At 67.7% G+C, this 24,974-nt stretch carries 25 protein-coding genes, 1 tRNA gene and 1 pseudogene; 13 read left to right on the top strand and 14 right to left on the bottom strand.

Features of this window, described 5'->3' with window-relative positions; translation table 11 throughout:
• Positions 1 to 235 precede the first annotated feature (235 nt).
• Positions 236 to 835 carry a DUF4395 family protein gene (locus tag G6N51_RS29555; protein WP_332107961.1) on the top strand — a complete coding sequence of 200 codons (600 nt, stop codon included), beginning with the start codon at positions 236 to 238 and terminating at the stop codon, positions 833 to 835.
• Between the two features lie 87 nt (positions 836 to 922).
• Here the strand turns inward: G6N51_RS29555 and G6N51_RS29550 are convergent.
• A pseudogene (locus G6N51_RS29550) lies at positions 923 to 1,090 on the bottom strand (aminobenzoate oxygenase); the annotation flags it as partial.
• 83 nt (positions 1,091 to 1,173) lie between these two features.
• Between G6N51_RS29550 and rdgB the strand changes: the two are divergent.
• Positions 1,174 to 1,773 (top strand): RdgB/HAM1 family non-canonical purine NTP pyrophosphatase, encoded by a 600-nt coding sequence (rdgB, locus tag G6N51_RS11580; RefSeq protein WP_083170238.1) that lies wholly within the window; start codon positions 1,174 to 1,176, stop codon positions 1,771 to 1,773.
• A gap of 38 nt (positions 1,774 to 1,811) precedes the next feature.
• Here rdgB and G6N51_RS11575 read toward each other — a convergent pair whose 3' ends face one another.
• The 3 genes from G6N51_RS11575 to G6N51_RS29180 are packed head-to-tail and all read right to left on the bottom strand — an operon-like array spanning position 1,812 to position 2,816.
• The gene (locus tag G6N51_RS11575) at positions 1,812 to 2,162 is read right to left on the bottom strand and encodes a DUF3817 domain-containing protein (RefSeq protein WP_083170240.1); all 351 of its coding nucleotides are present in this window, start codon (positions 2,160 to 2,162) and stop codon (positions 1,812 to 1,814) included.
• A complete protein-coding gene (locus G6N51_RS11570; protein ID WP_083170242.1) occupies positions 2,159 to 2,539 on the bottom strand; it encodes a hypothetical protein in 381 nt (126 codons plus the stop codon). Before G6N51_RS11570 ends, G6N51_RS11575 begins: the two co-directional genes overlap by 4 nt.
• 16 nt (positions 2,540 to 2,555) lie before the next feature.
• Positions 2,556 to 2,816 carry a hypothetical protein gene (locus G6N51_RS29180; RefSeq protein ID WP_232078344.1) on the bottom strand — a complete coding sequence of 87 codons (261 nt, stop codon included), beginning with the start codon at positions 2,814 to 2,816 and terminating at the stop codon, positions 2,556 to 2,558.
• A gap of 470 nt (positions 2,817 to 3,286) precedes the next feature.
• Between G6N51_RS29180 and G6N51_RS11560 the strand changes: the two genes are divergently transcribed.
• Positions 3,287 to 3,369 (top strand) — tRNA-Leu (locus tag G6N51_RS11560).
• 374 nt (positions 3,370 to 3,743) lie between these two features.
• On the opposite strand, the gene G6N51_RS11555 is transcribed toward G6N51_RS11560, so the two are convergent.
• The gene (locus G6N51_RS11555) at positions 3,744 to 4,058 is read right to left on the bottom strand and encodes a hypothetical protein (protein ID WP_083170244.1); all 315 of its coding nucleotides are present in this window, start codon (positions 4,056 to 4,058) and stop codon (positions 3,744 to 3,746) included.
• A gap of 227 nt (positions 4,059 to 4,285) precedes the next feature.
• Between G6N51_RS11555 and G6N51_RS29545 the strand changes: the two genes are divergently transcribed.
• Positions 4,286 to 4,594, top strand: coding sequence for a hypothetical protein (locus tag G6N51_RS29545; protein ID WP_083170246.1), 309 nt, complete (start codon positions 4,286 to 4,288; stop codon positions 4,592 to 4,594).
• Here G6N51_RS29545 and G6N51_RS11545 read toward each other — a convergent pair.
• Positions 4,591 to 5,016, bottom strand: coding sequence for a thiol-disulfide oxidoreductase DCC family protein (locus G6N51_RS11545; protein ID WP_083170248.1), 426 nt, complete (start codon positions 5,014 to 5,016; stop codon positions 4,591 to 4,593). The genes G6N51_RS29545 and G6N51_RS11545 overlap by 4 nt on opposite strands.
• 148 nt (positions 5,017 to 5,164) lie before the next feature.
• On the opposite strand from G6N51_RS11545, the gene G6N51_RS11540 reads away from it, so the two are divergent.
• The 3 genes from G6N51_RS11540 (at position 5,165) to G6N51_RS11530 (ending at position 10,650) form a co-directional block, all read left to right on the top strand.
• On the top strand, positions 5,165 to 7,750 hold the full coding sequence (locus G6N51_RS11540) for an ABC transporter ATP-binding protein/permease (RefSeq protein WP_083170250.1): 2,586 nt from the start codon (positions 5,165 to 5,167) through the stop codon (positions 7,748 to 7,750).
• On the top strand, positions 7,747 to 9,486 hold the full coding sequence (locus G6N51_RS11535) for an ABC transporter ATP-binding protein (RefSeq protein WP_083170504.1): 1,740 nt from the start codon (positions 7,747 to 7,749) through the stop codon (positions 9,484 to 9,486). The genes G6N51_RS11540 and G6N51_RS11535 overlap by 4 nt, the downstream gene beginning before the upstream one ends.
• 87 nt (positions 9,487 to 9,573) lie before the next feature.
• Positions 9,574 to 10,650: a phosphotransferase family protein gene (locus tag G6N51_RS11530; protein ID WP_083170506.1), complete on the top strand. Its 1,077-nt coding sequence runs from the start codon at positions 9,574 to 9,576 to the stop codon at positions 10,648 to 10,650.
• 4 nt (positions 10,651 to 10,654) lie between these two features.
• Here G6N51_RS11530 and G6N51_RS11525 read toward each other — a convergent pair whose 3' ends face one another.
• Genes G6N51_RS11525 through G6N51_RS11515 form a run of 3 tightly spaced genes read right to left on the bottom strand, consistent with a single transcriptional unit; the run spans position 10,655 to position 13,147 of the window.
• A complete protein-coding gene (locus G6N51_RS11525; RefSeq protein WP_083170252.1) occupies positions 10,655 to 11,083 on the bottom strand; it encodes a pyridoxamine 5'-phosphate oxidase family protein in 429 nt (142 codons plus the stop codon).
• A 49-nt stretch (positions 11,084 to 11,132) separates the two neighbouring features.
• Positions 11,133 to 11,954, bottom strand: coding sequence for a mycofactocin-coupled SDR family oxidoreductase (locus G6N51_RS11520; protein ID WP_083170254.1), 822 nt, complete (start codon positions 11,952 to 11,954; stop codon positions 11,133 to 11,135).
• Positions 11,954 to 13,147, bottom strand: coding sequence for an acyl-CoA dehydrogenase family protein (locus G6N51_RS11515; protein ID WP_083170256.1), 1,194 nt, complete (start codon positions 13,145 to 13,147; stop codon positions 11,954 to 11,956). Before G6N51_RS11515 ends, G6N51_RS11520 begins: the two co-directional genes overlap by 1 nt.
• 127 nt (positions 13,148 to 13,274) lie before the next feature.
• On the opposite strand from G6N51_RS11515, the gene fabG reads away from it, so the two are divergent.
• The 6 genes from fabG to G6N51_RS11485 all read left to right on the top strand — a co-directional run bounded on the left by fabG (position 13,275) and on the right by G6N51_RS11485 (position 18,767).
• Positions 13,275 to 14,009, top strand: a complete 735-nt coding sequence (gene fabG / locus G6N51_RS11510) for a 3-oxoacyl-ACP reductase FabG (RefSeq protein ID WP_067757882.1) — start codon at positions 13,275 to 13,277, stop codon at positions 14,007 to 14,009.
• Positions 14,006 to 15,232: an acetyl-CoA C-acetyltransferase gene (locus tag G6N51_RS11505; protein ID WP_083170258.1), complete on the top strand. Its 1,227-nt coding sequence runs from the start codon at positions 14,006 to 14,008 to the stop codon at positions 15,230 to 15,232. Before fabG ends, G6N51_RS11505 begins: the two co-directional genes overlap by 4 nt.
• A complete protein-coding gene (locus G6N51_RS11500; RefSeq protein ID WP_083170260.1) occupies positions 15,229 to 16,422 on the top strand; it encodes a CoA transferase in 1,194 nt (397 codons plus the stop codon). Before G6N51_RS11505 ends, G6N51_RS11500 begins: the two co-directional genes overlap by 4 nt.
• Before the next feature lie 25 nt (positions 16,423 to 16,447).
• The gene (locus G6N51_RS11495; protein WP_083170262.1) at positions 16,448 to 17,641 is read left to right on the top strand and encodes an acyl-CoA dehydrogenase family protein; all 1,194 of its coding nucleotides are present in this window, start codon (positions 16,448 to 16,450) and stop codon (positions 17,639 to 17,641) included.
• A 2-nt stretch (positions 17,642 to 17,643) separates the two neighbouring features.
• Positions 17,644 to 18,336, top strand: coding sequence for a GntR family transcriptional regulator (locus G6N51_RS11490; protein WP_083170264.1), 693 nt, complete (start codon positions 17,644 to 17,646; stop codon positions 18,334 to 18,336).
• 68 nt (positions 18,337 to 18,404) lie between these two features.
• On the top strand, positions 18,405 to 18,767 hold the full coding sequence (locus G6N51_RS11485; RefSeq protein WP_083170266.1) for a hypothetical protein: 363 nt from the start codon (positions 18,405 to 18,407) through the stop codon (positions 18,765 to 18,767).
• On the opposite strand, the gene G6N51_RS11480 is transcribed toward G6N51_RS11485, so the two are convergent.
• The 5 genes from G6N51_RS11480 to G6N51_RS11460 are packed head-to-tail and all read right to left on the bottom strand — an operon-like array spanning position 18,764 to position 24,970.
• Positions 18,764 to 20,302 carry a class I adenylate-forming enzyme family protein gene (locus tag G6N51_RS11480; protein WP_083170268.1) on the bottom strand — a complete coding sequence of 513 codons (1,539 nt, stop codon included), beginning with the start codon at positions 20,300 to 20,302 and terminating at the stop codon, positions 18,764 to 18,766. The two genes, G6N51_RS11485 and G6N51_RS11480, sit on opposite strands and share 4 nt — an antisense overlap.
• Positions 20,295 to 21,899 carry a class I adenylate-forming enzyme family protein gene (locus G6N51_RS11475; RefSeq protein ID WP_083170270.1) on the bottom strand — a complete coding sequence of 535 codons (1,605 nt, stop codon included), beginning with the start codon at positions 21,897 to 21,899 and terminating at the stop codon, positions 20,295 to 20,297. Before G6N51_RS11475 ends, G6N51_RS11480 begins: the two co-directional genes overlap by 8 nt.
• Complete coding sequence (locus G6N51_RS11470; RefSeq protein WP_083170272.1) at positions 21,889 to 23,367, bottom strand: class I adenylate-forming enzyme family protein; 1,479 nt, start codon at positions 23,365 to 23,367, stop codon at positions 21,889 to 21,891. The genes G6N51_RS11475 and G6N51_RS11470 overlap by 11 nt, the downstream gene beginning before the upstream one ends.
• The gene (locus G6N51_RS11465; RefSeq protein ID WP_174814312.1) at positions 23,367 to 24,167 is read right to left on the bottom strand and encodes an enoyl-CoA hydratase/isomerase family protein; all 801 of its coding nucleotides are present in this window, start codon (positions 24,165 to 24,167) and stop codon (positions 23,367 to 23,369) included. The genes G6N51_RS11470 and G6N51_RS11465 overlap by 1 nt, the downstream gene beginning before the upstream one ends.
• Positions 24,158 to 24,970 (bottom strand): enoyl-CoA hydratase/isomerase family protein, encoded by an 813-nt coding sequence (locus G6N51_RS11460; protein ID WP_083170274.1) that lies wholly within the window; start codon positions 24,968 to 24,970, stop codon positions 24,158 to 24,160. The genes G6N51_RS11465 and G6N51_RS11460 overlap by 10 nt, the downstream gene beginning before the upstream one ends.
• Positions 24,971 to 24,974 lie beyond the last annotated feature (4 nt).

Raw genomic sequence — 24,974 nt, 5'->3', positions numbered from 1 at the left:
GCAGCTATCCCGGCGTCAAGCGTGGGCGTCGTGCTTCGGCTAGAGCGGATCTGGTCAGACAGCTCGCCCCCGCGGGCCAGTCGTGTAGGTCACGGGGTATTGGTCGGTCCTAGCGTTGCCTTTAGTCGAATCAGAGTGGCTGGCCGAAGCCGCCCACAATACCGTCATGCTAAACTAATAGATATCCAATTGAATTTAGGCAAGCCAATGTTTAGCGACGTTTTAGGATCAATTGATGGGCAGTCGGCCAGTCCCACTTGAACATGCTTTTCTCAATACGCCATGGTGGGCAATGGGGCAGATCACGCATGCGCATGCGGAACCCCGCATCAACGAAGTCGCGACCCGCGCAAGGGCGGGTTTGCTAAATATCATCTCGGCGATCACGATCGCATTGTTGCTTTTGCGTCCGGAAACCGATCCGGTGATCATCGTTGGTCCGCTCGTGCTTTTTGACATGTTGGCGGCGGCGGTCAGCGGACTAACTCCATTCAGCCCCACTGGAATTCTCGGCACGGCGTTAACAATGGGCATTCGTCCGGTATGGAAGCCAACGCGGCCGAAACGGTTTGCGTGGTTGCTCGGTGCCGCTTTAGCAGCGACGTGTCTTGCCATGCGCCTGTTAGGGGCGTCGCCCGTAGCGATGGCGGCCGTTGTGGCGGTCTGTTTTATTCTCACATGGTCAGAGGCCACGCTGGGATTTTGTGTTGGCTGCTACATGCATAAATTGATTTGGGGTTGTCAGGACTGCGAGGTCCCTTACGTCAGGGAAATAGCACCCCGGCCCGCGATAAGCCAGGAACGTCCAGCAATCAACTTGGAAAGTCGCGCATAGGCGCGGGACGCAAAATGGCGCGGCCCGGTCGGCCCGGGCGGTGACGACGCAGATCAGGATTCGACACCCGTCTGCGTTTGGATACCGGTAGGCCGGCACTTGCTTGCCCAGCGAATCCGGCGCCGCCATGTCACGCAGCACGCCGAAGGCGGCGAGCGCGAGCCCTTCGATGAGCACCTGCATGCCGAGGTAGGGCATGTCCCAGCCCGAGTCGCGCAGGATGTCATCCAGCAGTGCGGTCAGGTTCTTGTTGATAAGGCGGCGCGGCATTCCGGCTAACTTGTTGTCGTGTGCATGGGTGGCTCTTGCGGAGGTGGCGGCATGGATCGGATTAACCGGTGACCGAGTTGCTGGTCTCCAGCCGCAACCTCAAGAAGTTGGCCGAATTGCGCCGGGTGCTCGACGCGGCCGGCTTGACGGGGCTGACATTGCTCTCGTTGCGCGACGTCCCGCCGTTCGATGAGGCGCCCGAGACGGGCGCGACGTTCGAGGACAACGCGCTGGCCAAGGCGCGGGATGCGTTCGCCGTGACGGGCCTGGCCGCCGTGGCCGACGACTCCGGCCTGGAGGTGGCCGCTCTGAACGGCATGCCCGGCGTGCTGTCGGCGCGCTGGTCGGGCAACCACGGCGACGACGCCGCCAATACCGCGCTGCTGTTGGCGCAGATGCGCGACGTGCCCGACGAACGGCGCGGCGCGGCGTTCGTGTCCGCCTGCGCCCTGGCCGGGCCGGCGGGCGAGGTCGTCGTCCGCGGCGAGTGGCCCGGCCGCATCGCCCGGGAACCGCGGGGCGACGGCGGCTTCGGGTATGACCCGGTTTTCGTTCCCGACGGTTCGGAGCGCACCGCGGCGGAGCTCAGCCCCGAGGAGAAGGACGCGGTTTCCCATCGCGGTCGCGCCCTCAGGCTGCTGGTGCCGGCGCTGCGGGAGCTGGGTTAGGGCCCGCGGGGTGTGAAAGCGGCCGGCAGAGTCGAGCCCTACAGGCCGAAGCGGGCCTTGACGTCCCTGGTCTGGAAGTGTTCGACGATGATGCCCAGCAGCGGGATCGTCCCGGCGAGCAGCACACCGATGGTCTTGGGAATCGGCCAGCGCACCTTGACCGCCAGGTTGAACGCGGTCAGGACATAGATGAAGTACACCCAGCCGTGGACCACCTCGATCCAGCGGATCTCGTGGTGCAAGACGAGGTGCGACACGATCTCGTAGCACAGCGCGATCAGCCAGAGACCCGTCGTCCACGCCATGATCCGATAGCCGAGCAACGCGGTGCGGATCTTTTCGACGGGGAAGGCAGACGTCGGTGCCCCTGGTGTCTCCGGTGTGGTCATGCGGTGGTCCTGTTCTGTTTTTCGGCGTCTTGTTTGGCAAGCTCGGCCAGGTACGCGTTGTACTCGGCCAGCGCGGGATCGTCGGACGGCTGCTGCACCGGCTTGGGGCGCTCGGGCAGCAGGCCGGCGGGTATCTCGGTGAGGGCGGCGTCGTGCCGGGGCTCCGGCGGCATCTCTTCGTAGCGCACGTATTTGCGGTACGCGTACACGCAGAACCAGGCGAACAGCGGCCACTGCAGCGCGTAGCCGAGGTTCTGGAACGTGCCCGATACCGACTGGAACCTCGTCCACTGCCACCAGCCCAGCGCCAGGCAGCCGCAGGCCGCGACGATCACCAAGGCGATCAGCGCGGGCCTGCGACGACGCGTAGTGGACACCCCTTGACGGTACCGCTCACGATTTGGGTCCGCCGAATTCGTCGAGGCGTGCCACCGCCGCCTTGCGGTACACGGCGATGCCGTACGTGCTCGGCCGCGTCCACGGGATACCCATGTGGTCGAGTGCCGCGGTGAACCGGCCGCGGATGAACTCCTCGGTGGCTTGATTGATCAGCGCCTCTTGCCCGGGTTCCAGCCGAATCGGCCTCAGGTGCTTCTGGCCGGGACCGTGTTGGGGCAACAGACACGGCCAGTGCTTTGAGTACAGCGAGACCACGACGCATCCAGTCGTTCGCGGATGGACTGCTGCGTGCTGCCCAGTCATCACGATTTCCATCGCGGCGCAACAACGCTCGACAATTTCCGGGTACTTCTTGTCGAGCGTGATTCTCAGGTGCCAGACCCGCTGGGAGCTGTGAAACACAGCCGTCGCCCAAGTAAAGGCCAAGCAGGTAGCAGTATGCCGCTGGCGGGACAGCAGAAAATCATGACCGACGCCGCATGGCCCTCCGCTCACCGATCTCGTCCGGATTTGTGGCCGTCGCCGCCAGTTCCGAACCCTCGTTCGTGGCACACCGATTCGTCGCGAAATTGCGCAGTCGTTTGCTCCGGCTGCGACGAGGCGCCGCACGAGTTCGAACTCCTCCGCCGACCGCACGCTGTGCACCTTTCCCCCTGTGTGGAACCCGAAGTAGGCGGGACTGCCGACAGGTCCTGCGGCGAGCTGAGCTGTACGATCAGCACGCTGCGGGCGTGATGGAATGGCAGACATGCCGGCTTTAGGTGCCGGTGCTCGAAAGAGCGTGAGGGTTCGAGTCCCTCCGCCCGCACTGCTCTCCAAGGCCGTTAGTGCTGGTACAACCAGTTTCTGAGGTTGCTACGAGGCGGCGTGCCCGCATCCTTCGGTGAGTATCGGGCGTGCAGTGTCACCTCTACTGCGTCCAAGTCGTCGTCGAACAGGTCCGCGTAGGTGTCAGGCGTCGAGCAACGTGCATCGGTACATCGCGAAAACGCTTGTAGCCCTTGATAATCCGCGGCAAGTTGTGCATCTTGACGACGCCACCGCTCACGTCAACCACGCTCACGCGGGTGAGGCGTGGGGGCCAGTGCCGGCCGATAAAGCAGGAGGGTCGGGCCCACCACCCTGTTTCCGCGGCGGCGGGCCCAACGGCTAGATGACCGGCTTTCAGTGCGCCTGGGAGGCTTACATTTTCCTGGTCAGTACCGGCGCGTGATTGGGCGGTGCGATGGGCCGGTGGGGGTTCGTGCGTGCCGGGGCATCGGTGACGACCGTTTTCCCACCGGTGCAGGTGACCAGCTTGCCGCCGACAATGACGCCCTGGCCCTCGTCGATCGGGATGTCGTAGCCGTCAGGGTCGGTGTAGTGGCATCCGCCGCTCGAGCCAGTGGGCCCGCTGGGCTCGGCGTAGGCGGTGGCGGGGGCCAACGTGACGATGGCCAGCGCGCCAAACACCGTGGCGGCGTACTGGAAGCGAGTCGGCTTGCGAGTGTTCTTCATGGTGATTCCTTCAGGTCGTCGCGGTCCGAGGTTCGGACTGCGTTCATCGACCTGGAGCAACCAGGAGCACCGAAAGGGACACTTTCCGCCGGGTTACAAATAGCTCCCGTGGACTCCCTGACATGTCCTGGCTTCGAGTCCCTCCGCCCGCACCGTCATTTGCTGCGGCAAAGCGCCAACCCCTTTCTGCTGGGTATGTCAGCTGCACGGGACGCGAGGGAGGCGCCATGGCCACCGGAAACCAGTCACGCGAAGAAGTCGTTACTGCAAGAGATGCGGAGCTCGCGGAACGCAGAGCCGCGGAGGCGCGCGCACGCGCCGCTCACGCGGGGCTGTCAGCCGCTCGCAGCTTGGAGGAATCGGCTCTCAAACACGAAGAATCCGCCCTAATGCAAGACCGGACCCTCGAACAAGGCGTGTCCGATGTGGACATACACCGCGAATCGGCGGCCAAGCATCGCGACGCGGCGGTCGAGGACCGCAAGCTGGCCGAGCTCAAGCGCAAGGAGTCCGAGGCCGACCACGCCGTGGACTAAGCGTCCAAGAATCGCGCGCGAACCTCCGGCGGCGGCAGCGGGCACGTGTCGTGCTTGCCGAAGATGCGATAGCGGACGTCGGCGACCCGGTCGTAGAGCCAATCGCGCAGCGGTGTGGGAATGACGCGAGCCACCCGCAGCAACTTCCAGGGGCCGCCGAGGTAATTCACCACCCGCAACGCGGCGGCGGATCGCACGGCGACGCGTTCGGTGGGCTGGCCGGGTTCGTCGACGAAGACCATCGAATCGACGCCCGCGATCGCGGGATGCCGATCGAAGACCCCTCGGGAGAAGTCGCTGTCCAGCGCCGCGAAACGTAGGGAGCCGTCCGGGTCGAACCGAAGGATGGTTTGCACCACCGAGTTGCAGACGCCGCAGACCCCGTCGTAGAGCAACACGGGCGGCGCCGATTCACCGCTCACGCCACCAGGCTACTTGCCGGCGCCCACGACCCGGGTTTGACCTTTGGTAAGGCAACCCTTAGTTTGTGCGGTAACTTGTCGAGTAGGGGTCCGCCGGGCCGTCGGGTGAAGTCGTCGCGGAGTTGAGCGCCGCGGGAAGGGACCGCTGATGGCACGCGGATTCTCCGGTGCGATGTTGCGTAGCTTCGGCGCCCGCGATCACACCGCGACGGTGGTCGAAACCGTCGAGATCGCACCGCATTTCGTGCGCATACGGATGATGTCACCGACATTGTTCGAAGACGTGGATGCCGAACCCGCCGCCTGGCTGCGGTTCTGGTTTCCGGACCCGGACGGATCGACCACCGAATTCCAGCGGGCTTACACGATTTCGGAGGCGGACGTTCCCAGCGGCCGCTTCGCCGTCGACATCGTTCTGCACGATCCCGCCGGCCCGGCATCGAAGTGGGCGCGCACCGCCGAACCCGGGGCCACGATCGCCGTCATGGCCCTGATGGGCTCGTCGCGCTTCGACGTGCCCGACGAGCAGCCGGCCGGCTACCTGCTGATCGGGGATTCGGCGTCGATCCCGGGCATGAACGGGATCATCGGAGTCGTTCCCGACGACGTGCCGATCGAGATGTATCTCGAGCGGCACGACGACAACGACGTCCTGATCCCGATCGCGCCGCATCCGCGGCTGCAAGTGCACTGGGTGCCCCGGCGTGACGAGAGATCGCTTGCGGTCGCGATCGAAAGCCGAGATTGGTCCAACTGGTACGCGTGGGCGACGCCCGAGGCGACCGTGCTCAAGCACGTGCGGACGCGGCTGCGTGACGAGTTCGGCTTCCCCAAGTCCGAAATACACGCCCAGGCCTACTGGAGTGCCGGGCGCGCGATGGGCACGCACCGTGGTGAAGACCAGGGGACTACCAAGAACGTTGCAGCAGAGCAGGTCTCGCCGCCAGCGCCCGGCGACAAGACGCCCAGCCCGGCCGCGCGCGGCAGTTGGCGCGTCCAGGCCGCCGGCCGGCTGCTCGCGCCGCTGCGCTCGGCGCTGATCCTGTCCGGTGTGCTGCAGGCCGTCATCACGGTGGTGCAGCTGGCGCCCTTCGTGCTGCTGGTCGAGCTGGCCCGGTTGCTGGTGGCCGGGGCGCCCGCGGCGCGACTCTGGGACGTCGGGCTCGCGGCCGTCGCGCTGCTGGGACTGGGCACCGTCCTCGGTGCGGCCCTCACGCTGTGGTTGCACGTCGTCGACACGCGGTTCGCCGCCGGCCTGCGATCGCGGCTGTTGCGCAAGCTATCTCGCTTGCCGCTGGGCTGGTTCACCGCGCGGGGATCGGGCTCGATCAAGAGGCTGCTGCAGGACGACACGCTGTCGCTGCACTATCTGGTCACCCACGCCATCCCCGACGCGGTCGCGGCGATCATCGCGCCGGTGGCGGTGTTGATCTATCTGTTCGCCGTGGACTGGCGGGTGGCGCTCGTGCTGTTCGTGCCCGTCCTGGTGTACCTGGTGTTGACCTCGTCGCTCACCATCCAGTCCGGCCCGCGCATCCCGCAGTCGCAGCGCTGGGCCGAAAAGATGAGCGGGGAGGCCGGTGCCTACCTGGAGGGTCAGCCGGTGATCCGCGTCTTCGGCGGCGCGGCCGCATCCAGCTTCCGGCGCAACCTGGACGAGTACATCGACTTTCTGGTCTCCTGGCAGCGTCCATTGGCCGGCAAGAAGACGCTCATGGACCTGGTCACCCGGCCGTCGACCTTCCTGTGGCTCATCGTGCTGACGGGCACGCTGCTCACCACCAGCGGGCGGATGGATCCGGTGAATCTCTTGCCATTCCTGTTGTTGGGCACCACCTTCGGCGCGCGACTACTCGGTATCGCCTACGGGGTTGGCGGTATCAGCGCCGGCGTGCTCGCCGCGCGGCGCCTGCAGAACACCCTCGACGAGCCCGAGCTCGAAGTGCGGGAGCCGGACCGGCCCGCGGATCCGTCGGCGACGGTGGTGTTCGACGGCGTCAGCTTCGGCTATCGGCCCGGTGTCCCGGTGATCCGCGGCGTGTCGCTGACGCTGCATCCCGGCACGGTCACCGCCCTCGTCGGCCCGTCCGGGTCCGGCAAGTCGACGCTTGCTGCCCTGCTGGCCCGCTTCCACGACGTCGACCACGGGACGATACGCATTGGGGGACAGGACATCCGGTCGATGTCCGCCGACGAGCTCTATGCGAAGGTCGGATTCGTCCTGCAGGAGACGCAGCTGGTGCACGGCACCGTCGCCGACAACATCGCCCTGGCCGTCCCGGACGCCACCGCTGCGCAAATCGAGGAGGCGGCGCGCCAGGCGCACATCCACGACCGGATCATGCGGTTGCCGGACGGCTACGACACGGTGCTCGGCGCGGGAACGGGCCTTTCGGGCGGGGAGCGGCAGCGGCTGACCATCGCCCGCGCGATCCTCGCGGACACCCCGGTCCTGATCCTTGACGAGGCCACCGCGTTCGCCGACCCCGAATCGGAATACCTTGTGCAGCAGGCCCTCAACCGATTGACGCGGGACCGCACCGTCTTGGTGATCGCCCACCGGCTGCACACCATCACCGGGGCCGACCAGATCGTCGTGCTCGACCACGGCCGGATCGCCGAACGTGGCACGCACGACGAGTTGCTGGCCGCCGACGGCCGCTACCGACGGCTGTGGGAGGGCGGCCGACGGGACCCGGTCGCGGCCACAGCGACCCGGGAGGGCTCGCGATGATCCGCACCTGGTTGGGCCTGGTCCCGGCGGATCGCCGCGCCCGGGTGGCCGCCTACGCCGTGCTCGCATTGCTCTCCGTGGTCATCCGAGCGGTCGCCGCTGTGCTGCTGGTGCCCCTGGTGGGCGCGCTGTTCAGCGGCGCCCCACATCGCGCGCTGGTGTGGCTGGGCTGGCTCACCGCCGCCACGGTGATCGGCTGGGTGATCGACGCCACGACGGCGCGCATCGGCTTCGATCTCGGTTTTGCCGTGCTGGACCACAGCCAGCACGACGTCGCGGACCGCTTACCCGCGGTCCGGCTGGACTGGTTCACCGCCGAACACACCGCGACGGCGCGGCAGGCGATCGCCGCGACCGGGCCGGAACTGGTCGGCCTGGTCGTGAACCTGCTGACGCCGCTGATCTCCGCCGTCCTGCTGCCCGCGGCCATCGGGCTGGCCTTACTCCCGATCGCGTGGCAGCTCGGCCTGGCCGCGCTCGCGGGTGTGCCGTTGCTGCTGGGCGCGCTGTGGGCGTCGGCGCGACTGGCGCGGCGTGCCGACACCGCGGCCGACGCGGCCAACAGCGCGCTCACCGAGCGGATCATCGAATTCGCCCGCACCCAGCAGGCGTTGCGGGCCGCGCGGCGGGTTGAGCCGGCGCGCAGTCTGGTCGGCGATGCGCTGGCCGCGCAGCACGGCGCGACCATGCGGCTGCTGTCCATGCAGGTTCCCGGTCAGCTGCTGTTCAGCCTGGCCAGCCAGCTCTCCCTGATTCTGCTGGCGGGGGCGACCGCGGCGATGACGGTGAACAAAACCGTCACCGTCCCCGAGGCCATCGCCTTGATCGTCGTGATCGTGCGCTACCTGGAGCCGTTCACCACGATCAGCGAACTGGCACCGGCGCTGGAGAGCACCCGCGCCACGCTCGACCGCATCCGTTCCGTGCTTGCGGCGCCACCGATGGACTCCGGGCCCGCCGCGTTGCCCGTCGCTGCGGCGGCGCCCCGCATCGAGTTCGACAATGTCGTGTTCCGGTATGACGGCGCCGGCGCACCGGTGCTCGACGGGGTGAGCTTCACCCTGGAGCCGGGCAGCACGACGGCGATCGTCGGGCCGTCCGGGTCGGGCAAGAGCACCGTCCTGGCGCTGATCGCGGGGTTGCACGAACCCGGCCGCGGCCGGGTCCTGATCGACGGCGTCGACGCGGCGACGCTGGACACCGAAGCCCGACGGGCGGCAAGCAGCGTCGTGTTCCAACATCCCTACCTGTTCCACGGGTCGATCCGGGACAACGTGTTCGCCGGGGACCCAGGCGCGGGTGACGAACAGTTCGGCCGGGCCGTGGCCCTCGCCCGCGTCGACGAACTCATCGCTCGGCTGCCCGACGGCGCCGACACGGTCGTCGGCGAGGCCGGCTCGGCGCTGTCGGGCGGCGAACGCCAACGGGTCAGCATCGCGCGGGCGCTGCTCAAGCCGGCGTCGATACTGCTGGTGGACGAGGCGACCAGCGCCCTGGACACCGAAAACGAGGCGGCGGTGGTCGACGCGCTGACGCTCGACCCGCGGCCGCGCACCCAGGTGATCGTCGCGCACCGACTGGCCAGCATCAGTCACGCCGACCGCGTCCTGTTCCTCGACGATGGCCGGGTGATCGAGGATGGAACGGTCGGCGAATTGCTCGCGGCGGGCGGGCGTTTCGACGAGTTCTGGCGGCAGCAGCACGAGGCCGCGGAATGGCGGATCCTCGCCGACTAGGTCACCGTAGTCGACCGCGGCTCTTGCGGTATGCCTTACAGTTTGTCAGTCGGGCGGAGCTGTCCGGGTCGAGGAGGCGTGCTGTTCATGAGTGCTGTGGTGTCGATTCCGCGCTATCCCGGCGACGTGACCCCGGCCTGGTTGTCGGCCGCCCTCAGTGGGCGCGGCGCACCGGTCGAGGTCGCCGACGTGGACGTGGTCGCGATCGGCACCGGGCAGACCGGCGCAACCTACCGGGTGTCCGCCCGATACGCGACGGATCCCGGCGACCTTCCGGGCACGTTCGTCATCAAGCTGCCGGCGCAGGACGACACCGTGCGTGACCGGGTCGTCATCGGATATCGCAGCGAATGCGCGTTCTACTCATCCGTGGTGGATCGGGTGCAAGTACCGACGCCGCAGTGCTTCTATTCCGAGATCACCGATGATGCAATGGAGTTCGCTTTGCTGCTCGCCGATCAGGCGCCGGCGGTGCAGGGGGATCAGCTCGCCGGGTGCGGGGAAACCGAAGCGCGCCTCGCGGTCACCGCCCTGGCCGGCCTGCACGCGCCCAGCTGGTGTGATCCTGTCTGGCTCGACTTCCCGGGCATCGCGTTCGCCAGGCCCGACGAAGCGGGCGCCGGCGGCATGGGCGAGGTGGCGAAGATGAGCGCCGACATCACCCTGGACAAGCTGGGCGACCGAATGAGCGCGGAAGACCGCGACACCTTCAGTGCAGCAATGGGATTGGTCACGCCGTGGCTGCTCTCCGAGTACGACCGGTTTGCCCTGCTGCACGGGGACTATCGCCTGGACAACCTGCTGTTCGATCCCGACCGGACCCGGGTCAGCGTCGTCGACTGGCAGACGCTCGGCGTCGGATTGCCGGCCAGGGATCTCGCCTACTTCACCGCGACCAGCCTCAATTCGCGGCTGCGCGCGAGTACCGAGGAACAGCTCGTCGCCGACTACCATCGCGCGCTCACGGCGGGCGGCGTCACCGGCTACGACGCCGAAACGTGTTGGCGTGATTACCGGCTCGGGGTGCTGCAGGCACCGTTGATCTCGGCGCTGGGGTTCGCGTTCGCCGCCGCAACCGAGCGCGGCGACGACATGGTGCTCGCCATGCTCAGCCGCGGCTGCCAGGCGATCCGCGAGCTGGGGACGCTGGAGCTGATCGGCTGAGACCTCAGAGGTCGCCGGTGAAATCCGCGCTCATCCAGCGGTCGGGGCGGATGGTGTACATCACCTCTTCCACGCCCTCCATGCTGCGGATGAACGCCCGTCCGCCTTCCTCGCCGAGGTAGCGGATGGCGACGGCCTCCTGCACATCGGTCGGGGCGGGCTTGGCGGTCTCGACGACGGTGCCTTCGACCACCACGTACTGGTACGGCGGCTCCTCGCGCTGGACGACGAGCGTCACCTTGCCGGCCCGCTCGATCAGCCGGGCCTTACGGCTGGCCGCCCCGGTCATGATCCGGATGTTGCCACCGGGGGTGTAGTCGTACCAGATCGGCACGCTCGCGGGCGGCCGCCCGTCGGCGGCGTCGACGGACAGCACCGCCACGTGCGTGGCGGCCAAAAACTCCTGACGTTCGCTCTCGGTGAAGGCTTTCATGTGCCCTGCAAGTGCCGGTCGTGGCGAATCTATTCCCCCGGCGCGTCGGTCAGTATTGCGTCGAACCCTGATCGACCGGGATCCGGGCGGCGGTGATCTTGCGGGACTCGTCGCTCGCCAGCCAGCACACCGTGTCGGCGATCTCCTCCGGTTCGGCGGCCCAGTCGGGCAGGAACGGCGTGAGCACGTTGGACAGCTGCGGGTTGGTCTCCATCGCCCTGCCCACCGCGGCGACCATGTCGCCCGTGCCCATTGGCGTGTTCACCGGCCCGGGATGCACGCTGTTGACCCGGATCGAATGCTTGCCGAGCTCGGCGGCGAAGGCCCGCGCCATCCCGGTGACGGCGTGCTTACTGGCGGTGTAGTGCACCATGAACGGCTGCATCTTCATGCCGGCCGCCGAACTGATCAGGATGATCGAGCCGCCCCGGCCGCCCTCGATGATCTTGTCCGCGCCCGCCATCACGGTGTTCCAGGTGCCGGTCACGTTGATGTCGATGACGTCGCGGAAGTTTTCCGGGGTGATCTCGTTCCAGGGCTGCGGGGCGGCGACGCCGGCGTTGGCGACGATGATGTCCAGCCGCCCGAGCGCGTCGACACCGGCGTCGACGGCCTTGCGGAGCCCTTCGAAGTCGCGGGTGTCCACGACGGAGGCGATGATCCGGCGGTTCGTCTCTTCGACCAGGCGGACGGTCTCGCTCAGGTCATCGGGGGTCGCCGGGTCGTAGGGGACGCAGGAGGGAAGCTTGCCGGCGATGTCGACGGCGATGATGTCGGCGCCCTCCCGCGCCAGACGGACCGCATGCGCCCGGCCCTGCCCGCGCGCCGCTCCGGTGATGAATGCCACTCTGCCCGCAAGCTTGCCGCTCATCAGCGCTCCTTGGTTGTGGTGGCGCGCTGCGCCGCTTTGATGAGGTTGGACCCGATGATCAACCGCTGAATCTCGCTGGTGCCCTCGTAGAGCCGCAGCAGCCGCACGTCGCGGTAGATGCGCTCGACCGGGACGCCGTGCATGTAGCCGCTGCCGCCGTGAATCTGCACCGCGAGATCGGCCACGTTGCCGGCCATTTCGGTGCAGAACAGCTTGGCCGCCGACGGCGCGACCCTGCGGTCTTCACCGGATACCCAGAGCCGGGCGGCATCGCGGACCAGCGCGCGCCCGGCCAGCACCCCGGTCTGCTGGTCGGCGAGCATCGCCTGGACCAACTGAAAGCTCCCGATCGGCGTGCCGCCCTGGGTCGCGGTGGCGGCGTAGGAGACCGATTCGTCGAGTGCGCGTTGGGCGGCGCCCACCGCGAGGGCGGCGATATGGACCCGGCCCCGCGCCAGCGACGTCATCGCCGCTCGGTAGCCGATGTCTTCGCTGCCGCCGATCAGTGCGCCGCCCTCGACGCGGACGTCGTTGAAGCTCACGTCGGCGGTCCAGGCGCCCTCCTGACCCATCTTGGCGTCCTTGGCGCCCACTTCGACGCCCGGCGAGTCCGCCGGAACGAGGAAGACGGCGATCCCGGGCCCCTGGTCGTCGGCCGGCCGGGTGCGCGCGAACACCACGAACAGATCGGCGACGGGCGCATTGGTGATGAAGCGCTTCTGCCCGGAAATCACCCAATCGGCTTGGTCGCGAACGGCTTTGGTTCGCAGGCCGGCCGGGTTGGATCCCGCGCCGGGCTCGGTCAACGCGAACGAGGCGACGACGTCGCCGGACGCCAAGGACTCCAGCCAGCGGGCCTTCTGCTCGTCGGTGCCGAAGCCGACCAGCACCTGCCCGGCGATGCCGTTGTTGGTGCCGAACATCGATCGCAAGGCCAGCGAGGTGTAGCCCAATTCCATTGCCAGCTCGACATCTTGCATCAGGTTCAGGCCCAGGCCGCCCCACTGCTGCGGGATCGCATACCCGAACAGGCCCATCTTCTTGGCCTGGTCGCGCAGGTCGTCGGGCACCCGATCCTCGGTCAGGATCTCCTGTTCGCGCGGGACGACGGCGGTTCGGACGAAGTGCCTTGTCTGAGAGAGAATCTCGCCGAAGTCTTCATCCGAGACTTCGGCGATTTCAGCGGTGGTCATCGGCTCGGCGCTCCCCTCCTGGTTCGGACACCCCGGTTCAGGGCACGATCCTATATCAAATATGATATTTGGATTGAGGGTGTCCGGTGGTGGCCATAACAGTGAAGGAAGTGTGAGCCAGGTGTCGATGCTGACAGGTCAGACCGCGGTAATCACCGGCGGTGCGCAGGGACTGGGTCTGGCCATCGCGGAACGCTTTGTCGCCGAGGGGGCGCGAGTTGTGCTGGGCGACGTCAATCTCGAAGAAACCCAGGTCGTGGCGAAGCAGTTGGGCGGCGACGACGTCGCGGTCGCGGTCCGCTGCGATGTCACGCAGGCGTCCGACGTCGAGACCCTGATCCAGACCGCCGTCGAGCGGTTCGGCGGCTTGGACATCATGGTCAACAACGCCGGGATCACCCGCGACGCGACGATGCGCAAGATGACCGAGGAGCAGTTCGATCAGGTCATCGCCGTGCACCTGAAGGGCACCTGGAACGGCACCCGGCTGGCCGCCGCCGTCATGCGGGAAAACAAGCGGGGCGTCATCATCAACATGTCCTCGGTGTCGGGGAAGGTCGGCATGGTCGGCCAGACCAACTACTCGGCAGCCAAGGCCGGCATCGTCGGGATGACCAAGGCGGCCGCCAAAGAGCTGGCCTATCTGGGCGTCCGGGTGAACGCGATCGCCCCCGGTTTGATCCGCTCCGCGATGACGGAGGCCATGCCGCAGCGTATTTGGGATTCAAAGGTTGCCGAGGTGCCGATGGGTCGGGCCGGCGAACCCAGCGAGGTCGCCAGCGTGGCCCTGTTCCTGGCTTCCGACCTGTCCTCGTACATGACCGGGACCGTCATGGAAATCACCGGCGGCCGGCATCTATGAGCGCGATGCGCGAGACCGTCATCTGTGAACCCGTACGGACCCCGATCGGCCGCTACGGCGGGATGTTCAAGTCGCTGACCGCCGTAGACCTGGGCGTCGCCGCCCTGAAGGGGCTCCTCGAACGCACCGGAATCGCGCCCGACGCGGTGCACGACGTCATCCTCGGCCACTGCTACCCCAGCAGCGAGGCGCCGGCGATCGGACGGGTGGTGGCATTGGACTCCGGCTTGCCCGTGACGGTTCCCGGGATGCAGGTCGACCGCCGCTGCGGGTCCGGCCTGCAGGCGGTGATCCAGGCAAGCCTGCAGGTGGGCAACGGCGATCACGATCTCGTCATCGCCGGCGGCTGCGAGAGCATGAGCAACGTCGCCTTCTACTCCACCGACATGCGTTGGGGCGGAGCGCGCACCGGCGTTCGCGTGCACGACGGGCTGGCCCGGGGGCGCACCACCGCCGGTGGGCGTCACCACCCGGTGCCCGGCGGAATGCTGGAGACGGCCGAGAACCTGCGCCGCCAGTACGGCATCTCGCGTCTCGAGCAGGACGAGCTCGCCGTGCGGTCGCACCAGCGCGCGGTGGCCGCACAGAAGGACGGCATCTTGGCGGAGGAGATCATCCCGGTCGCGGTGCGCACCCGCCAGGGCGAGGAGCTCATCGACAGCGACGAGCATCCGCGCGCCGACACCTCGGTCGAGTCATTGAGCAAGCTCAAACCCGTGTTGTCGAGCGAGGATTCGGAGGCGACGGTAACGGCCGGCAATTCCAGCGGGCAGAACGACGCGGCGTCGATGTGCGTGGTGACCACACCCGAGAAGGCCGCCGAATACGGCCTGACGCCGTTGGTCCGCCTGGTGTCGTGGGGGCTGGCGGGGGTGGCGCCCCACATCATGGGCATCGGGCCGGTGCCGGCGACCGAGGTCGCTCTGGCCAAGGCCGGCCTGCGGCTGGCCGAGATCGACGTCATCGAACTCAACGAAGCCTTTGCCGCGCAAGCGCTCGCGGTGATGCGCGAATGGAATTTCGGCGCCGCCGACCACGAGCGGACGAACGTGCACGGATCGGGGATCTCCCTGGGTCACCCGGTCGGTGCGACGGGCGGGCGGATGCTGGCCACCCTGGCGCGCGAGCTCAACCGCCGCGAGGCGCGCTACGGGTTGGAGACCATGTGCATCGGCGGTGGGCAGGGTCTGGCGGCCGTGTTCGAGCGAGTCGGCCCGACGTGACCGAAGCCCTGAGCGGCCTCACCGTCGTCGAGGTGTCCAGCTTCGTCGCCGCCCCGCTGTGCGGAATGACGCTGGGTCAGCTTGGCGCGGAGGTGATTCGGATCGATCCGATCGGCGGAGCGTCCGATGTCCAGCGGTGGCCGCTGGCGGCGGACGGCACGTCGATCTACTGGACGGGACTGAACAAGGGGAAGCGGTCCGCCACCGTCGATTTGCGATCCGCCGAAGGGCAGGAGCTGGTCCAGCGGCTCATCGTCGAGGGCGACGGCGTGGTGGTGACCAACGCCGCCGGCCTGCCCTGGCTCAGCCACGACGTGTTGGCCGCCAAGCGTTCCGACGTCATCCACGTGCAGCTGCTGGGGCGCGGCGACGGGTCCACCGGGGTGGATTACACGGTCAACGCCGGCATCGGATTCCCGCTCGTCACCGGCCCCGCCGATCATGCCGGGCCGATCAATCACGTGTTGCCGGCCTGGGACGTGTGTTGCGGCCTGTACGCGGCACTGGCGGTCGTCACCGCCGTCCGCCGCCGTGACGAATCCGGCACGGGCGCGCGGATCAGCCTGGCGCTCGAGGACGTCGCGCTGGCCACCGCCGGAAACCTCGGACTGTTGACCGAGCCGCAGGTCACCGGCACCCAGCGGCAACGGCTGGGCAACGCCATCTACGGCCAGTATGGGCAGGATTTCACCAGCGGCGACGGCGCCAGATACATGGTGGTCACCCTGACCCGCAGGCACTTTCGCGATCTGGTCGACGTGACGGGTACCGGCGCCGCGGTGTCGGCGCTCGCCGATGCGCTGGGCGTCGACTTTGATTCCGAGGGGGAGCGCTACCGGTACCGCGGTGTCCTGTCCGGCCTGTTCGCCACCTGGTTCGCCGACCACACCGCCGACGAGATCGCCGCCGCGCTGTCGGGCACCACGGTGCTGTTCGAGCGATACCGCACATTCGCCGACGTCGCCGCAAGCCCGAAAGTGACCGCCAACCCACTCTTTTCGCTGTTGTGCCAGGAGGGCCTGGGGGAGTACTTCGCCCCGGGCCTGCCGATCGCCTTCGATGGGGCCCACCCCGCCGGTGCGCCGGCGCCCGCCCTGGGGCAAGACACCGCCGACATCCTCGAGCGGCACCTGGGATTGACGACCGCCGACATCGAACGCCTCACCGACGCGAAGACCATCGCTTGCTGAGCAAGCCGGAACCGAAAGACCGCGCATGACCAAACTCGCCCAGACCCTCGGGTTGACCGAATTTCAGACCGAAATCATCGCCACCGTGCGGCAATTCGTGGAGAAGGAGGTCATCCCGAACGCCGCCGAGCTGGAACGCGGCGACACCTACCCACAGGACATCGTCGACCGGATGCGCGACATGGGCCTGTTCGGGCTGATGATTCCCCAGGAGTACGGCGGCCTGGGTGAGTCGCTACTGACGTACGCGCTGTGCGTCGAGGAGTTGGCGCGCGGGTGGATGAGCGTGTCTGGCGTGCTCAACACCCACTTCATCGTGGCCTACATGCTGCGCCAGCACGGCACGGACGAGCAGAAGCAGCGGTTCCTGCCGCGGATGGCGACCGGCGAGTCACGGGGCGCGTTTTCGATGTCGGAGCCGGAGCTGGGTTCCGACGTCGCCGCGATCCGCACCCGGGCGGTGCGCAATCCCGACGGCGACTACACCATCAACGGGCAGAAGATGTGGCTGACCAACGGCGCCACCTCCACGCTGGTGGCGGTCTTGGTGCGCACCGACGAAGGCGCCGACAAGCCGCACCGGAACCTGACCGCATTCCTGGTCGAAAAGCCGGTTGGCTTCGGCGAAGTCGTTCCCGGGCTGCAGATTCCGGGCAAGATCGACAAGCTCGGCTACAAGGGCATCGAAACGACGGAGATGATTTTCGACGGCTACCGGGCCAGCGCCGACGACATCCTCGGCGGCACTTCCGGACAGGGCTTCTTCCAGATGATGGACGGCATCGAGGTCGGCCGGGTCAACGTGTCGGCCCGCGCCTGTGGCGTCGGCATCCGCGCCTTCGAGCTCGCCGTCCGCTACGCCCAACAGCGCCACACCTTTGGCAAGCCCATCGCCGAGCATCAGGCCATCGCCTTCCAGCTGGCCGAGATGGCCACCAAAGTCGAAGCGGCGCACCTGATGATGGTCAACGCGGCCAGGCTGAAGGACTCGGGGGAGCGCAACGACGTCGCCGCCGGGATGGCCAAATACCTGTGCAGCGAATACTGCACCGAGGTCACCCAGCAGAGTTTCCGGATCCATGGTGGCTACGGCTATTCGAAGGAATACGAGATCGAGCGGCTGATGCGCGACGCGCCGTTCCTGCTCATCGGCGAGGGGACGAGCGAAATTCAGAAGAACATCATCAGCAAGCGGTTGCTCGCCGAGTACCAGGTGTAGCGATGACGGTTCCGGATTTCGCCGCGCGGCCCCAACTGTCCGACGACGTCGCGGGCCTTATCCGCCGGCGGATCTTCGATGGCACCTACGTCGCGGGGTCCTACGTCCGTCTGGACCAACTGGCCGCCGAGCTGGGCATCAGCGTGACGCCGGTGCGGGAAGCGCTCTTTGCGCTGCGCGCGGAGGGCTTGATCGACCAACGGCCGCGCCGTGGTTTCATGGTGTTGCCGGTGACCGGTCGCGACGTCACCGACGTCGCGAACGTGCAGGCTCACGTCGGTGGCGAACTCGCTGCCCGGGCCGCGATCAACATCACCGACGACCAACTGCGCGAACTCAAACAGATCCAGGCGGAACTCGAAGATGCCTACGCCGGGGATGACGACGAGCGGACGGTGCGTCTCAATCACCAATTCCACCGGGCGATCAACGTCGCCGCGGACTCTCCGAAACTCGCCCAGCTGATGTCGCAGATCACCCGCTACGCACCGGAATCGGTGTTTCCCGCCATCGAAGGCTGGCCGGAACAGTCGATGAGGGACCACCGCCGGATCTTGTCCGCTCTGAAGAAGCGCGATGAGGAGCTCGCCCGCGCGGCGATGTCACAACACCTCGCCGCGGGAGCCGTCCCGTTGATCGATCACCTCACCGCGCGTGGCGTCGTCGACGAAGGGAGCCACCGTGCGCCGGGCTGACGGTTGTCCGCAGCGCCCGGCTCGGCATAGGCTGCGTCGGAGGGGGCAACAACATAGAGCGAGGAAAAGTGCCCCGAACGATTCGCGCGTCGGCCCTACTCGTATCGGCGGTGACAGCTGTCGCCCTTGCGTCACCGGCCGTCGCCGACCCACTCGACCCGATCCCCGGCAACGGGGTGTTCGTCGTGGGGCCTGACATCGCACCGGGCCTCTACCACACGGGCGGATCCGGGTCGGCTTTCGGCGTCTGGATCAACAATGTGCCAACCCAGGACTCGATGTGTTCCTGGTTCACCTACAGCACGCCCGATGCGAACAAGGACCATGTGCTGCAGACGAATACGTCGATCGGCCCGATGTATGCGAATATCAACACCTCGGTGAAGGCCTTCGAGTCGCAGAACTGTCAACCCTGGACGCGGGTCTCTTAATTCCGATTCGCGTCGCGCAACATCTCCCGCAGCCGGGCGGTATCGACCTTGCCGGTGCCACCGCGCGGTACCTCGTCGTCGGAATCCAGCAGCAGCCACGCCGTCGGTACCTTGAAGGCACTCAGCAGCTTTCGCGCGCACCGTGTCAGCATCTCGGCGGACACGGCGGCGTCGCACACCACCGCCGCGCCCACCCGCTGACCCGCCGTTCCCGGCACGTTGGTGACGAAGGCGCTGCGGACGCCATCGATGGTGCGCAGCGCCCGTTCGACCTCGCCGGGATAGACCGTGGCGCCGCCGACCTTGAACATGTCGTCAGAGCGCCCGTGGTAAAACAGGAACCCGTCCCCGTCGAGGCGGCCCAGATCGCCGGTGGGGTAGAAGCCGTCGGCGGTGAAAACCTCTTCCCGGCTGCGACCGCAGATGCCGCGCAGTGTGTGCGGTCCCCGAATCTGGATCATGCCCACGGATCCGGCCGGGACAGGTTCGCCGCCGTCGGGATCGACGATGCGCACCTCCATGCCGCCGAACGGCTTCCCACAGCTGCCCCACGCGGTCTCGGGCATGTCGGTGTCGGCGGGGTAGCCGCAGTAAGGCCCGAACGCCTCCGTCATGCCGAACAGCGTGGCGCGCGCCCCGGGCCGGGCCCGCCGGTCGGGCGGGAGCAGGCCCTGCAGGCTTCCCGGCTGCAGCGCCGACAGGTCGGCACCGACCGTGACCGTGTGCCGCGCCAGTGTCTCGGCCTGGTCCGGCCAACCGCGAAACAGCGTCACCCGTTCGGCTTCGAGCAGCCGCAGCGTCGTCTCGGGGCGGGGTATGTCCTCGGTCACCAGGGTGGCGCCGGCCAACAGCGTGGACAGTATTCCGCTACCGAAGCCGCCCACCCAGAAGAACGGCATCGGTAGATACAGTCGGGTGTCGGCGGTGATGCAACGCGCCGCCAGGCCCGACCGCACGGCGCCCAGCGCGCTGCCGTGAGAATGCACCACTCCCTTGGGCGGCCCGCTGCTGCCGGAGGTGAACATGATGACCAACGGGTCGGCGGCCCTGACCGTCCCCGTCATGGCGTCGACGAGTTGGCGGGCCCGATCCCCGGCCGTCGCGTCGGCCAGCCGCTCGGCCGTCCAGACCTCGCGCAAGGCGGGGAGATCGGTCCGGGGCGGGAGGTCGTCGAGGTAGCGGTGCCCCCGGAATTCTTCGACGCTGACCAGGAATTGCACCGCGGCGGCCCGCAGTTGCGCCGCCAGTTCCGGCGCCGCCAGCAGGGTGCTCAGCGGCACCAGCACGGCGCCCACGCGGGTCAGGGCAACGGCCAGCTCGACCCAGCGGGTGCCGTTGGGCATGATCAGCCCCACCCGAGTGCCCTTACCGACGCCGGCTTCGATGAACACCGCGGCGAGATCCCTTGTTACCGAGTCGAGTTGGCGGTAACTGGTTCGCGACGTCGGGTCGATGACCATCGGCTTGTCCCCACAGCCGGCGGCGCGGGAACGCACGAGTCCGTCGATGGTGGCCCTGGCTGTCGAGTCAACCATCGAGGAGCTTCCTCAGACGTTGCGTGTCAACTTTGCCGCTGGAGAGCAAGGGGAGTTGGGAGCGCGGCACGGCGACGAAGTGCCGGGGGATCTTGTAGGCCGACAATTCGGCCTTCAGCCGGTCGCGCAGCGCCGCCTCGTCGAAGGCGGCGCCGTCCGGCATCACCACGACCGCCGCGACCAGCTGTCCGCGTCGGGCATCGGGGACTCCCACGACGTGGGCCGTCAGTCCGCCGGTCACCCTGGCGATGGCGCGTTCGACCTCATCCGCCGAGACGTTGGCGCCCGCCGTCTTGATCATCGTGTTGAGCCGACCGACGTAGAAGAAGAACCCGTCGGCGTCGGTGCGCACCAAATCGCCGCTGTGGAACCAGCCGTCGGCATCGAAGCACTCCTCACGGCTACGTCCGTAATAGTGCTGCATCACATACGGCCCGCGGATGCACAGCTCGCCGGCCTCGCCGATGCGAACCGGTTCTCCGGTTTCGATGTCGATGACCCTGATGTCGAAGCCGGGTGCCGGTTTGCCGAACGACCCGCGCCGGTGGGCGGGTTGATCGGTTTCGTCGCCGCTGATCAGCACGACGCTGCCTGCTTCGGTCATGCCTAGCATGTTGTGCCGCAGCTCGGGATCGGCCGGTCGTACGTCGGGGGCCATAATGGGGTACAGGTTGCCCCGGCGCATCGATGACAAATCTCGGCGACCGAAGCTCGGATGCTCGGCCAGGTGAGCGATCCCGGCGCTGAAACCGTTGGTGACAGTGGGTCTTTCGGCCTCCAGCAGGTCGAGCGTCGCACCGGCATCGCCGGCATTGGAGCACACCAGCGTCGACCCGGCGACCAAGGTCGCCAGCAGCCCGAACGCCAGACCGCCGATCCAGAAGAACGGCGAATTGCAGAACAGTTTGTCGTCGGCCGCCAAACCGCGGATCTTGTTGAGGTTCCGCTGATGTGCGAGCAGCGCGGCGTGGGTGTGCACGGCCCCCTTGGGGGCGCTGGTGGAACCCGACGTGTAGACGATGGCCAGCGGATCGCAGCCTCGGACATCCTCTTCGGTCGCGGCCAGCAGCTCGGGGGCCACGGTATCTGCCAGCCGGTAGAACCGGTCGATGCCGCGGGCGCGCCCCACGGCTTCGGCGGGGTAGCCGATGCCGACGTCCCTCAGCTGTGGCGCCGCGGGCGACGACAAGCGGCGGTCGGATTCGAAGTCTGGATCGGACAGCAACCCGGCCAGCCGCCGCGCATAGTCGTGGGTGCGGAAAGATGCCGCGCTCAGCAGTATTTCGACGTCACTGTCTAGCAGCTGCTCGCGCAACTCCCGGGCCGTGGCGAATGTGGAGAAGGGGACCACCACGGCACCGATGCGCGCCGCGGCCAGCATCGCGACGACGAACTCCGGGCCGTTGGGGTAGAGCAGGCCCACATGGGTGCCCTTGCCCACACCGGCCGCGATCAGCCCGCGGGCGAGCGCGGCGGAGCGGGCCTCGGCTTCGCCATAACCGATGCGGTCGCCGTCGCAGACGAGCAGTGCATGGTCCCCGCGCGAGTGCGCCTGGTGTGCCAGGACCTCGGCGACCGTGGTGGCGTCACCGCGCATGGTCGCTGCGGGCCGCGCCGAAGAAGCGCCGGACCGCGCCCAGATCGGCTTTGCCCGACGGTGTCCGTGGGATGACGTCGACGATCGCGATCTCGGTCGGAATCTCGTAGCGCGCCAGCCGCGTCCGCAGATATTCCACCAACGCATCGGGTTCGGTGGAGCCGGGCTCGCGCAGTTCCACCATGGCAACCGGCGTCGCGCCGAGGCGCGGGTCGGAGCGACCGACCACCGCCGCACCGGCCACCGCGCGGTGGCTTTCCAGGGCGGTGCGGATGTCGTCGGGCATTACCTTGAACCCACCGCGGATGATCGCCTGGTCCGCCCGCCCGACGATCCAGACGAAGCCGTCTGCGTCGATGCGCGCCACGTCCGTGGTCCGCATCCACGGGGCCGTCGGCCCCAGCTGGCCCGGCTTGACTTCGAGCAGGCCGACCTGGTCGGGGCCGAGCGGCGAGCCATCGTCGCCGACCACTCGCAGCTGGGCACCGGGGTTGGCGCGGCCGACGCTGCCCCGTTTGGCGGCCCAATATCGTTGGTAGTCGGGCAGCGTCCAGCCCGCCACACCGCCTCCGAATTCCGTTGCCGCGTAAGAGGTCAGCACCGGGATGCCGTACTTTTCGGCGAAGGCGTCGGCGTCCTCGGCCGTCAGGGGGGCCGTCCCGCAGGTGACCGCGCGGATGCTCTCCAGATCGGCCTTCGGCACCTCGGAGTGCAACACCGTCCGCAGGGCCGCGGGCACCAGCGATACGGTGCGCGGCCGGTGCCTGCGCACCGCATCTATCCATGCATTCAGTTCGAATCGCTCGAGGAGCACGAACGGCCTTGCCTCGGCGACGCATTGCAGCACGCGGAACACGCCGCCGATGTGCACCAGCGGCGAGTTGACGATCGCGACTCCGCGCCGCAGCTCCGTGGGAGCCGGGGCACGGTCGGCATCGGCGCCCATCACACTGCGCGCGAGCATGTCGTAGCCGAGGTCGATTCGTTTGGGCTTTCCCGTGGTGCCGCTGGTCAGCATCCGTACCGCCACGCCGGGCCGCGGGTCGGCCTGCGGTGCGGGGGGAACCATCGCGCAGTCCGGGCGGGGATCGTCCAGGGCGGCCGAGATCGCTACCGCCATGGTCCCCGTCGTCGCGGGCACGAGTGCCGCCAGATCGGCGTCCTCCCCGATGATCAGTGGGAGCCGCAACCCGGCGACGTCCGCCCGGGTGCGCGCGTCACCGCGTGACGGGTTGATGGCGACGACGGTGCCGCCGCCCAGCAACACGCCGAGGAAGGCCGCAACCTGGCCGGGGCGGTTGCGCAGCAGCATCCCGGCCTGGCCGCCCGCGGTGAGGCCGGCGATGCGCTGCGCCAACGCGCTGACGCGAGCCCAGGAGATCCATTGGCCCGCATACTCGATGGCGTTCGCATCCGGCTGCAGATCGAGGACACCGGCGATCCGTTGGCTCAGCGGGTGCGGCGGCATCAACGCGTCTTCGGGGTGCGCGCGGTGCCTTCGCCGCCGGAATTCCTCTGGGCGGCAAGCTCGGCCGTGCCGAGCGGATTGCCCAGCCGGGTATAAATCAGTCCCTGCTCCATGGCCGCGCGATAGGGTTTGTCGAGCGACTCCCAGATCGCCTTCACCGTGCCCTGAGTCGCGGTCGGCGGCTTCGCGGCGATCGCCGCCGCAATCTCGTGCGCGCGGTCCCAGAGTCGCTCGGCGGGGACCACCTCCGACACCAAGCCGATCCGTAACGCCGTGTCAGCGCTTACCCGCTCGTCGTTGCCCATCAGCGCGATGCGCAGCGTCTCGCCGAGGCCGATGCGCCTCATCAGGCCGATCGGCTCCAGCGCGCAGACCAGGCCGGCCGACACGTGCGAGTCGAAGAAGGTGGCGTCCTCCGAGCAGATGACGACGTCGGATTCGTTGACGAAATAGAACGCCCCCGCCGTGCACATGCCCCGAACGGCGCACACGACAGGCTTCCACATCTTCTGCCACTTTGGGCTGAGCGACTCACCGGGATCCTCGTGATTCCAGATGTTCTCGGGCTGACCGTACGGCATCTTCACGTCGAGACCGGCGCTGAACGCGCGGTCGCCTGCGGCCCGCAGCACCACCGCATTGACCGAATCGTCGAGTTTGACCGCGCGCCAGGCCCGGGCCATCTCCTCACACATGGTGCGGTTGAACGCGTTCAGCTGTGCGGGCCGGTTCAGCGTGATGGTCGCGACCCGGTCGGTCGTGTCGACCTCCAGCAGGATGGTCTCGAACGTCATCGGCATTGCCAATCGGGCTTGCGTTTCTCCACGAAGGCCTTAGGCCCTTCGGTCGCATCCTCGGTGCGCAATACGCGCTCGCGGAAGGTTTCTGCCATGATCTCGGCTTCGTGCAACGGCACATTGAGACCCTTGATAATGGCCAGCCGAGTCCCCCGAACAGCCAGGGGCGCATTGGAGTTGACGATGTCGGCAATCTCGCGCGCCCGCTCGAGAAGCCGGTCGTGCTCGACGATTTCACTGATCAACCCGAGTTCGTAGGCGCGTTGTGCGCTCATCCGCTCGTGCTTCCCCATCAACGCCATCCGCAGAGCAATGGAGCGGGGCAGCACGCGCGACACCCGCACCATCTCGCGGCCGGCCACCAGCCCGATGCTCACATGAGGATCGAAGAAAGTCGCTTGCTCCGAGGCGATCACGATGTCCGATGTGGTGACCCAGTCCATGCCGGCGCCGCAGCACAACCCGTTGACTGCGGCGAGCACTGGCTTGGCCGCCGAGCGAAACGGGGGAGTGCCCTCCTGCGGCGCCTCCCATTGGTCGTAGGTCGACAGGTATGGGCGTTCGTAGATGACCTTGCCGTCTTCGGGGATGGCCGTGACGTCGGCGCCCGTGCAGAACGCGCGACCGGTGCCGGTCACGATGGTCAGCCAGACCTTGTCGTCGTTCTCGGCCGCGTCGTATGCGGCCCGCAATTCGGTGATCATGTGCGGGCTGAGCGCGTTGAGGGCGTCCGGCCGGTTCAGCGTGATAGTGGCGGTATGCCCGTCGACCTCGTAGTTGACGGTGTCGAACGAGTCAGTAGGCATCCTG

Origin of the sequence: Mycobacterium paraseoulense, assembly GCF_010731655.1 — a bacterium.
GTDB classification, from domain to species: domain Bacteria; phylum Actinomycetota; class Actinomycetes; order Mycobacteriales; family Mycobacteriaceae; genus Mycobacterium; species Mycobacterium paraseoulense.
Note: the sequence above shows the minus strand (reverse complement) of the source record. Positions and strands in the feature narration are given on the sequence as shown.

Coding starts and splice junctions, on each gene's coding strand:
- fabG (WP_067757882.1), top strand. CDS start 13,275: ATGCTGACAGGTCAGACCGCGGTAATCACCGGCGGTGCGCAGGGACTG.
- G6N51_RS29555 (WP_332107961.1), top strand. CDS start 236: ATGGGCAGTCGGCCAGTCCCACTTGAACATGCTTTTCTCAATACGCCA.
- G6N51_RS11525 (WP_083170252.1), bottom strand. CDS start 11,083: ATGAAAGCCTTCACCGAGAGCGAACGTCAGGAGTTTTTGGCCGCCACG.
- G6N51_RS11490 (WP_083170264.1), top strand. CDS start 17,644: ATGACGGTTCCGGATTTCGCCGCGCGGCCCCAACTGTCCGACGACGTC.
- G6N51_RS11520 (WP_083170254.1), bottom strand. CDS start 11,954: ATGAGCGGCAAGCTTGCGGGCAGAGTGGCATTCATCACCGGAGCGGCG.
- G6N51_RS11530 (WP_083170506.1), top strand. CDS start 9,574: ATGAGTGCTGTGGTGTCGATTCCGCGCTATCCCGGCGACGTGACCCCG.
- G6N51_RS11505 (WP_083170258.1), top strand. CDS start 14,006: ATGAGCGCGATGCGCGAGACCGTCATCTGTGAACCCGTACGGACCCCG.
- G6N51_RS11515 (WP_083170256.1), bottom strand. CDS start 13,147: ATGACCACCGCTGAAATCGCCGAAGTCTCGGATGAAGACTTCGGCGAG.
- G6N51_RS11540 (WP_083170250.1), top strand. CDS start 5,165: ATGGCACGCGGATTCTCCGGTGCGATGTTGCGTAGCTTCGGCGCCCGC.
- G6N51_RS11535 (WP_083170504.1), top strand. CDS start 7,747: ATGATCCGCACCTGGTTGGGCCTGGTCCCGGCGGATCGCCGCGCCCGG.
- G6N51_RS11470 (WP_083170272.1), bottom strand. CDS start 23,367: ATGCCGCCGCACCCGCTGAGCCAACGGATCGCCGGTGTCCTCGATCTG.
- G6N51_RS11465 (WP_174814312.1), bottom strand. CDS start 24,167: ATGCCGATGACGTTCGAGACCATCCTGCTGGAGGTCGACACGACCGAC.
- G6N51_RS11495 (WP_083170262.1), top strand. CDS start 16,448: ATGACCAAACTCGCCCAGACCCTCGGGTTGACCGAATTTCAGACCGAA.
- G6N51_RS11475 (WP_083170270.1), bottom strand. CDS start 21,899: ATGCGCGGTGACGCCACCACGGTCGCCGAGGTCCTGGCACACCAGGCG.
- G6N51_RS29545 (WP_083170246.1), top strand. CDS start 4,286: ATGGCCACCGGAAACCAGTCACGCGAAGAAGTCGTTACTGCAAGAGAT.
- G6N51_RS11575 (WP_083170240.1), bottom strand. CDS start 2,162: ATGACCACACCGGAGACACCAGGGGCACCGACGTCTGCCTTCCCCGTC.
- G6N51_RS11480 (WP_083170268.1), bottom strand. CDS start 20,302: ATGGTTGACTCGACAGCCAGGGCCACCATCGACGGACTCGTGCGTTCC.
- G6N51_RS11555 (WP_083170244.1), bottom strand. CDS start 4,058: ATGAAGAACACTCGCAAGCCGACTCGCTTCCAGTACGCCGCCACGGTG.
- G6N51_RS11460 (WP_083170274.1), bottom strand. CDS start 24,970: ATGCCTACTGACTCGTTCGACACCGTCAACTACGAGGTCGACGGGCAT.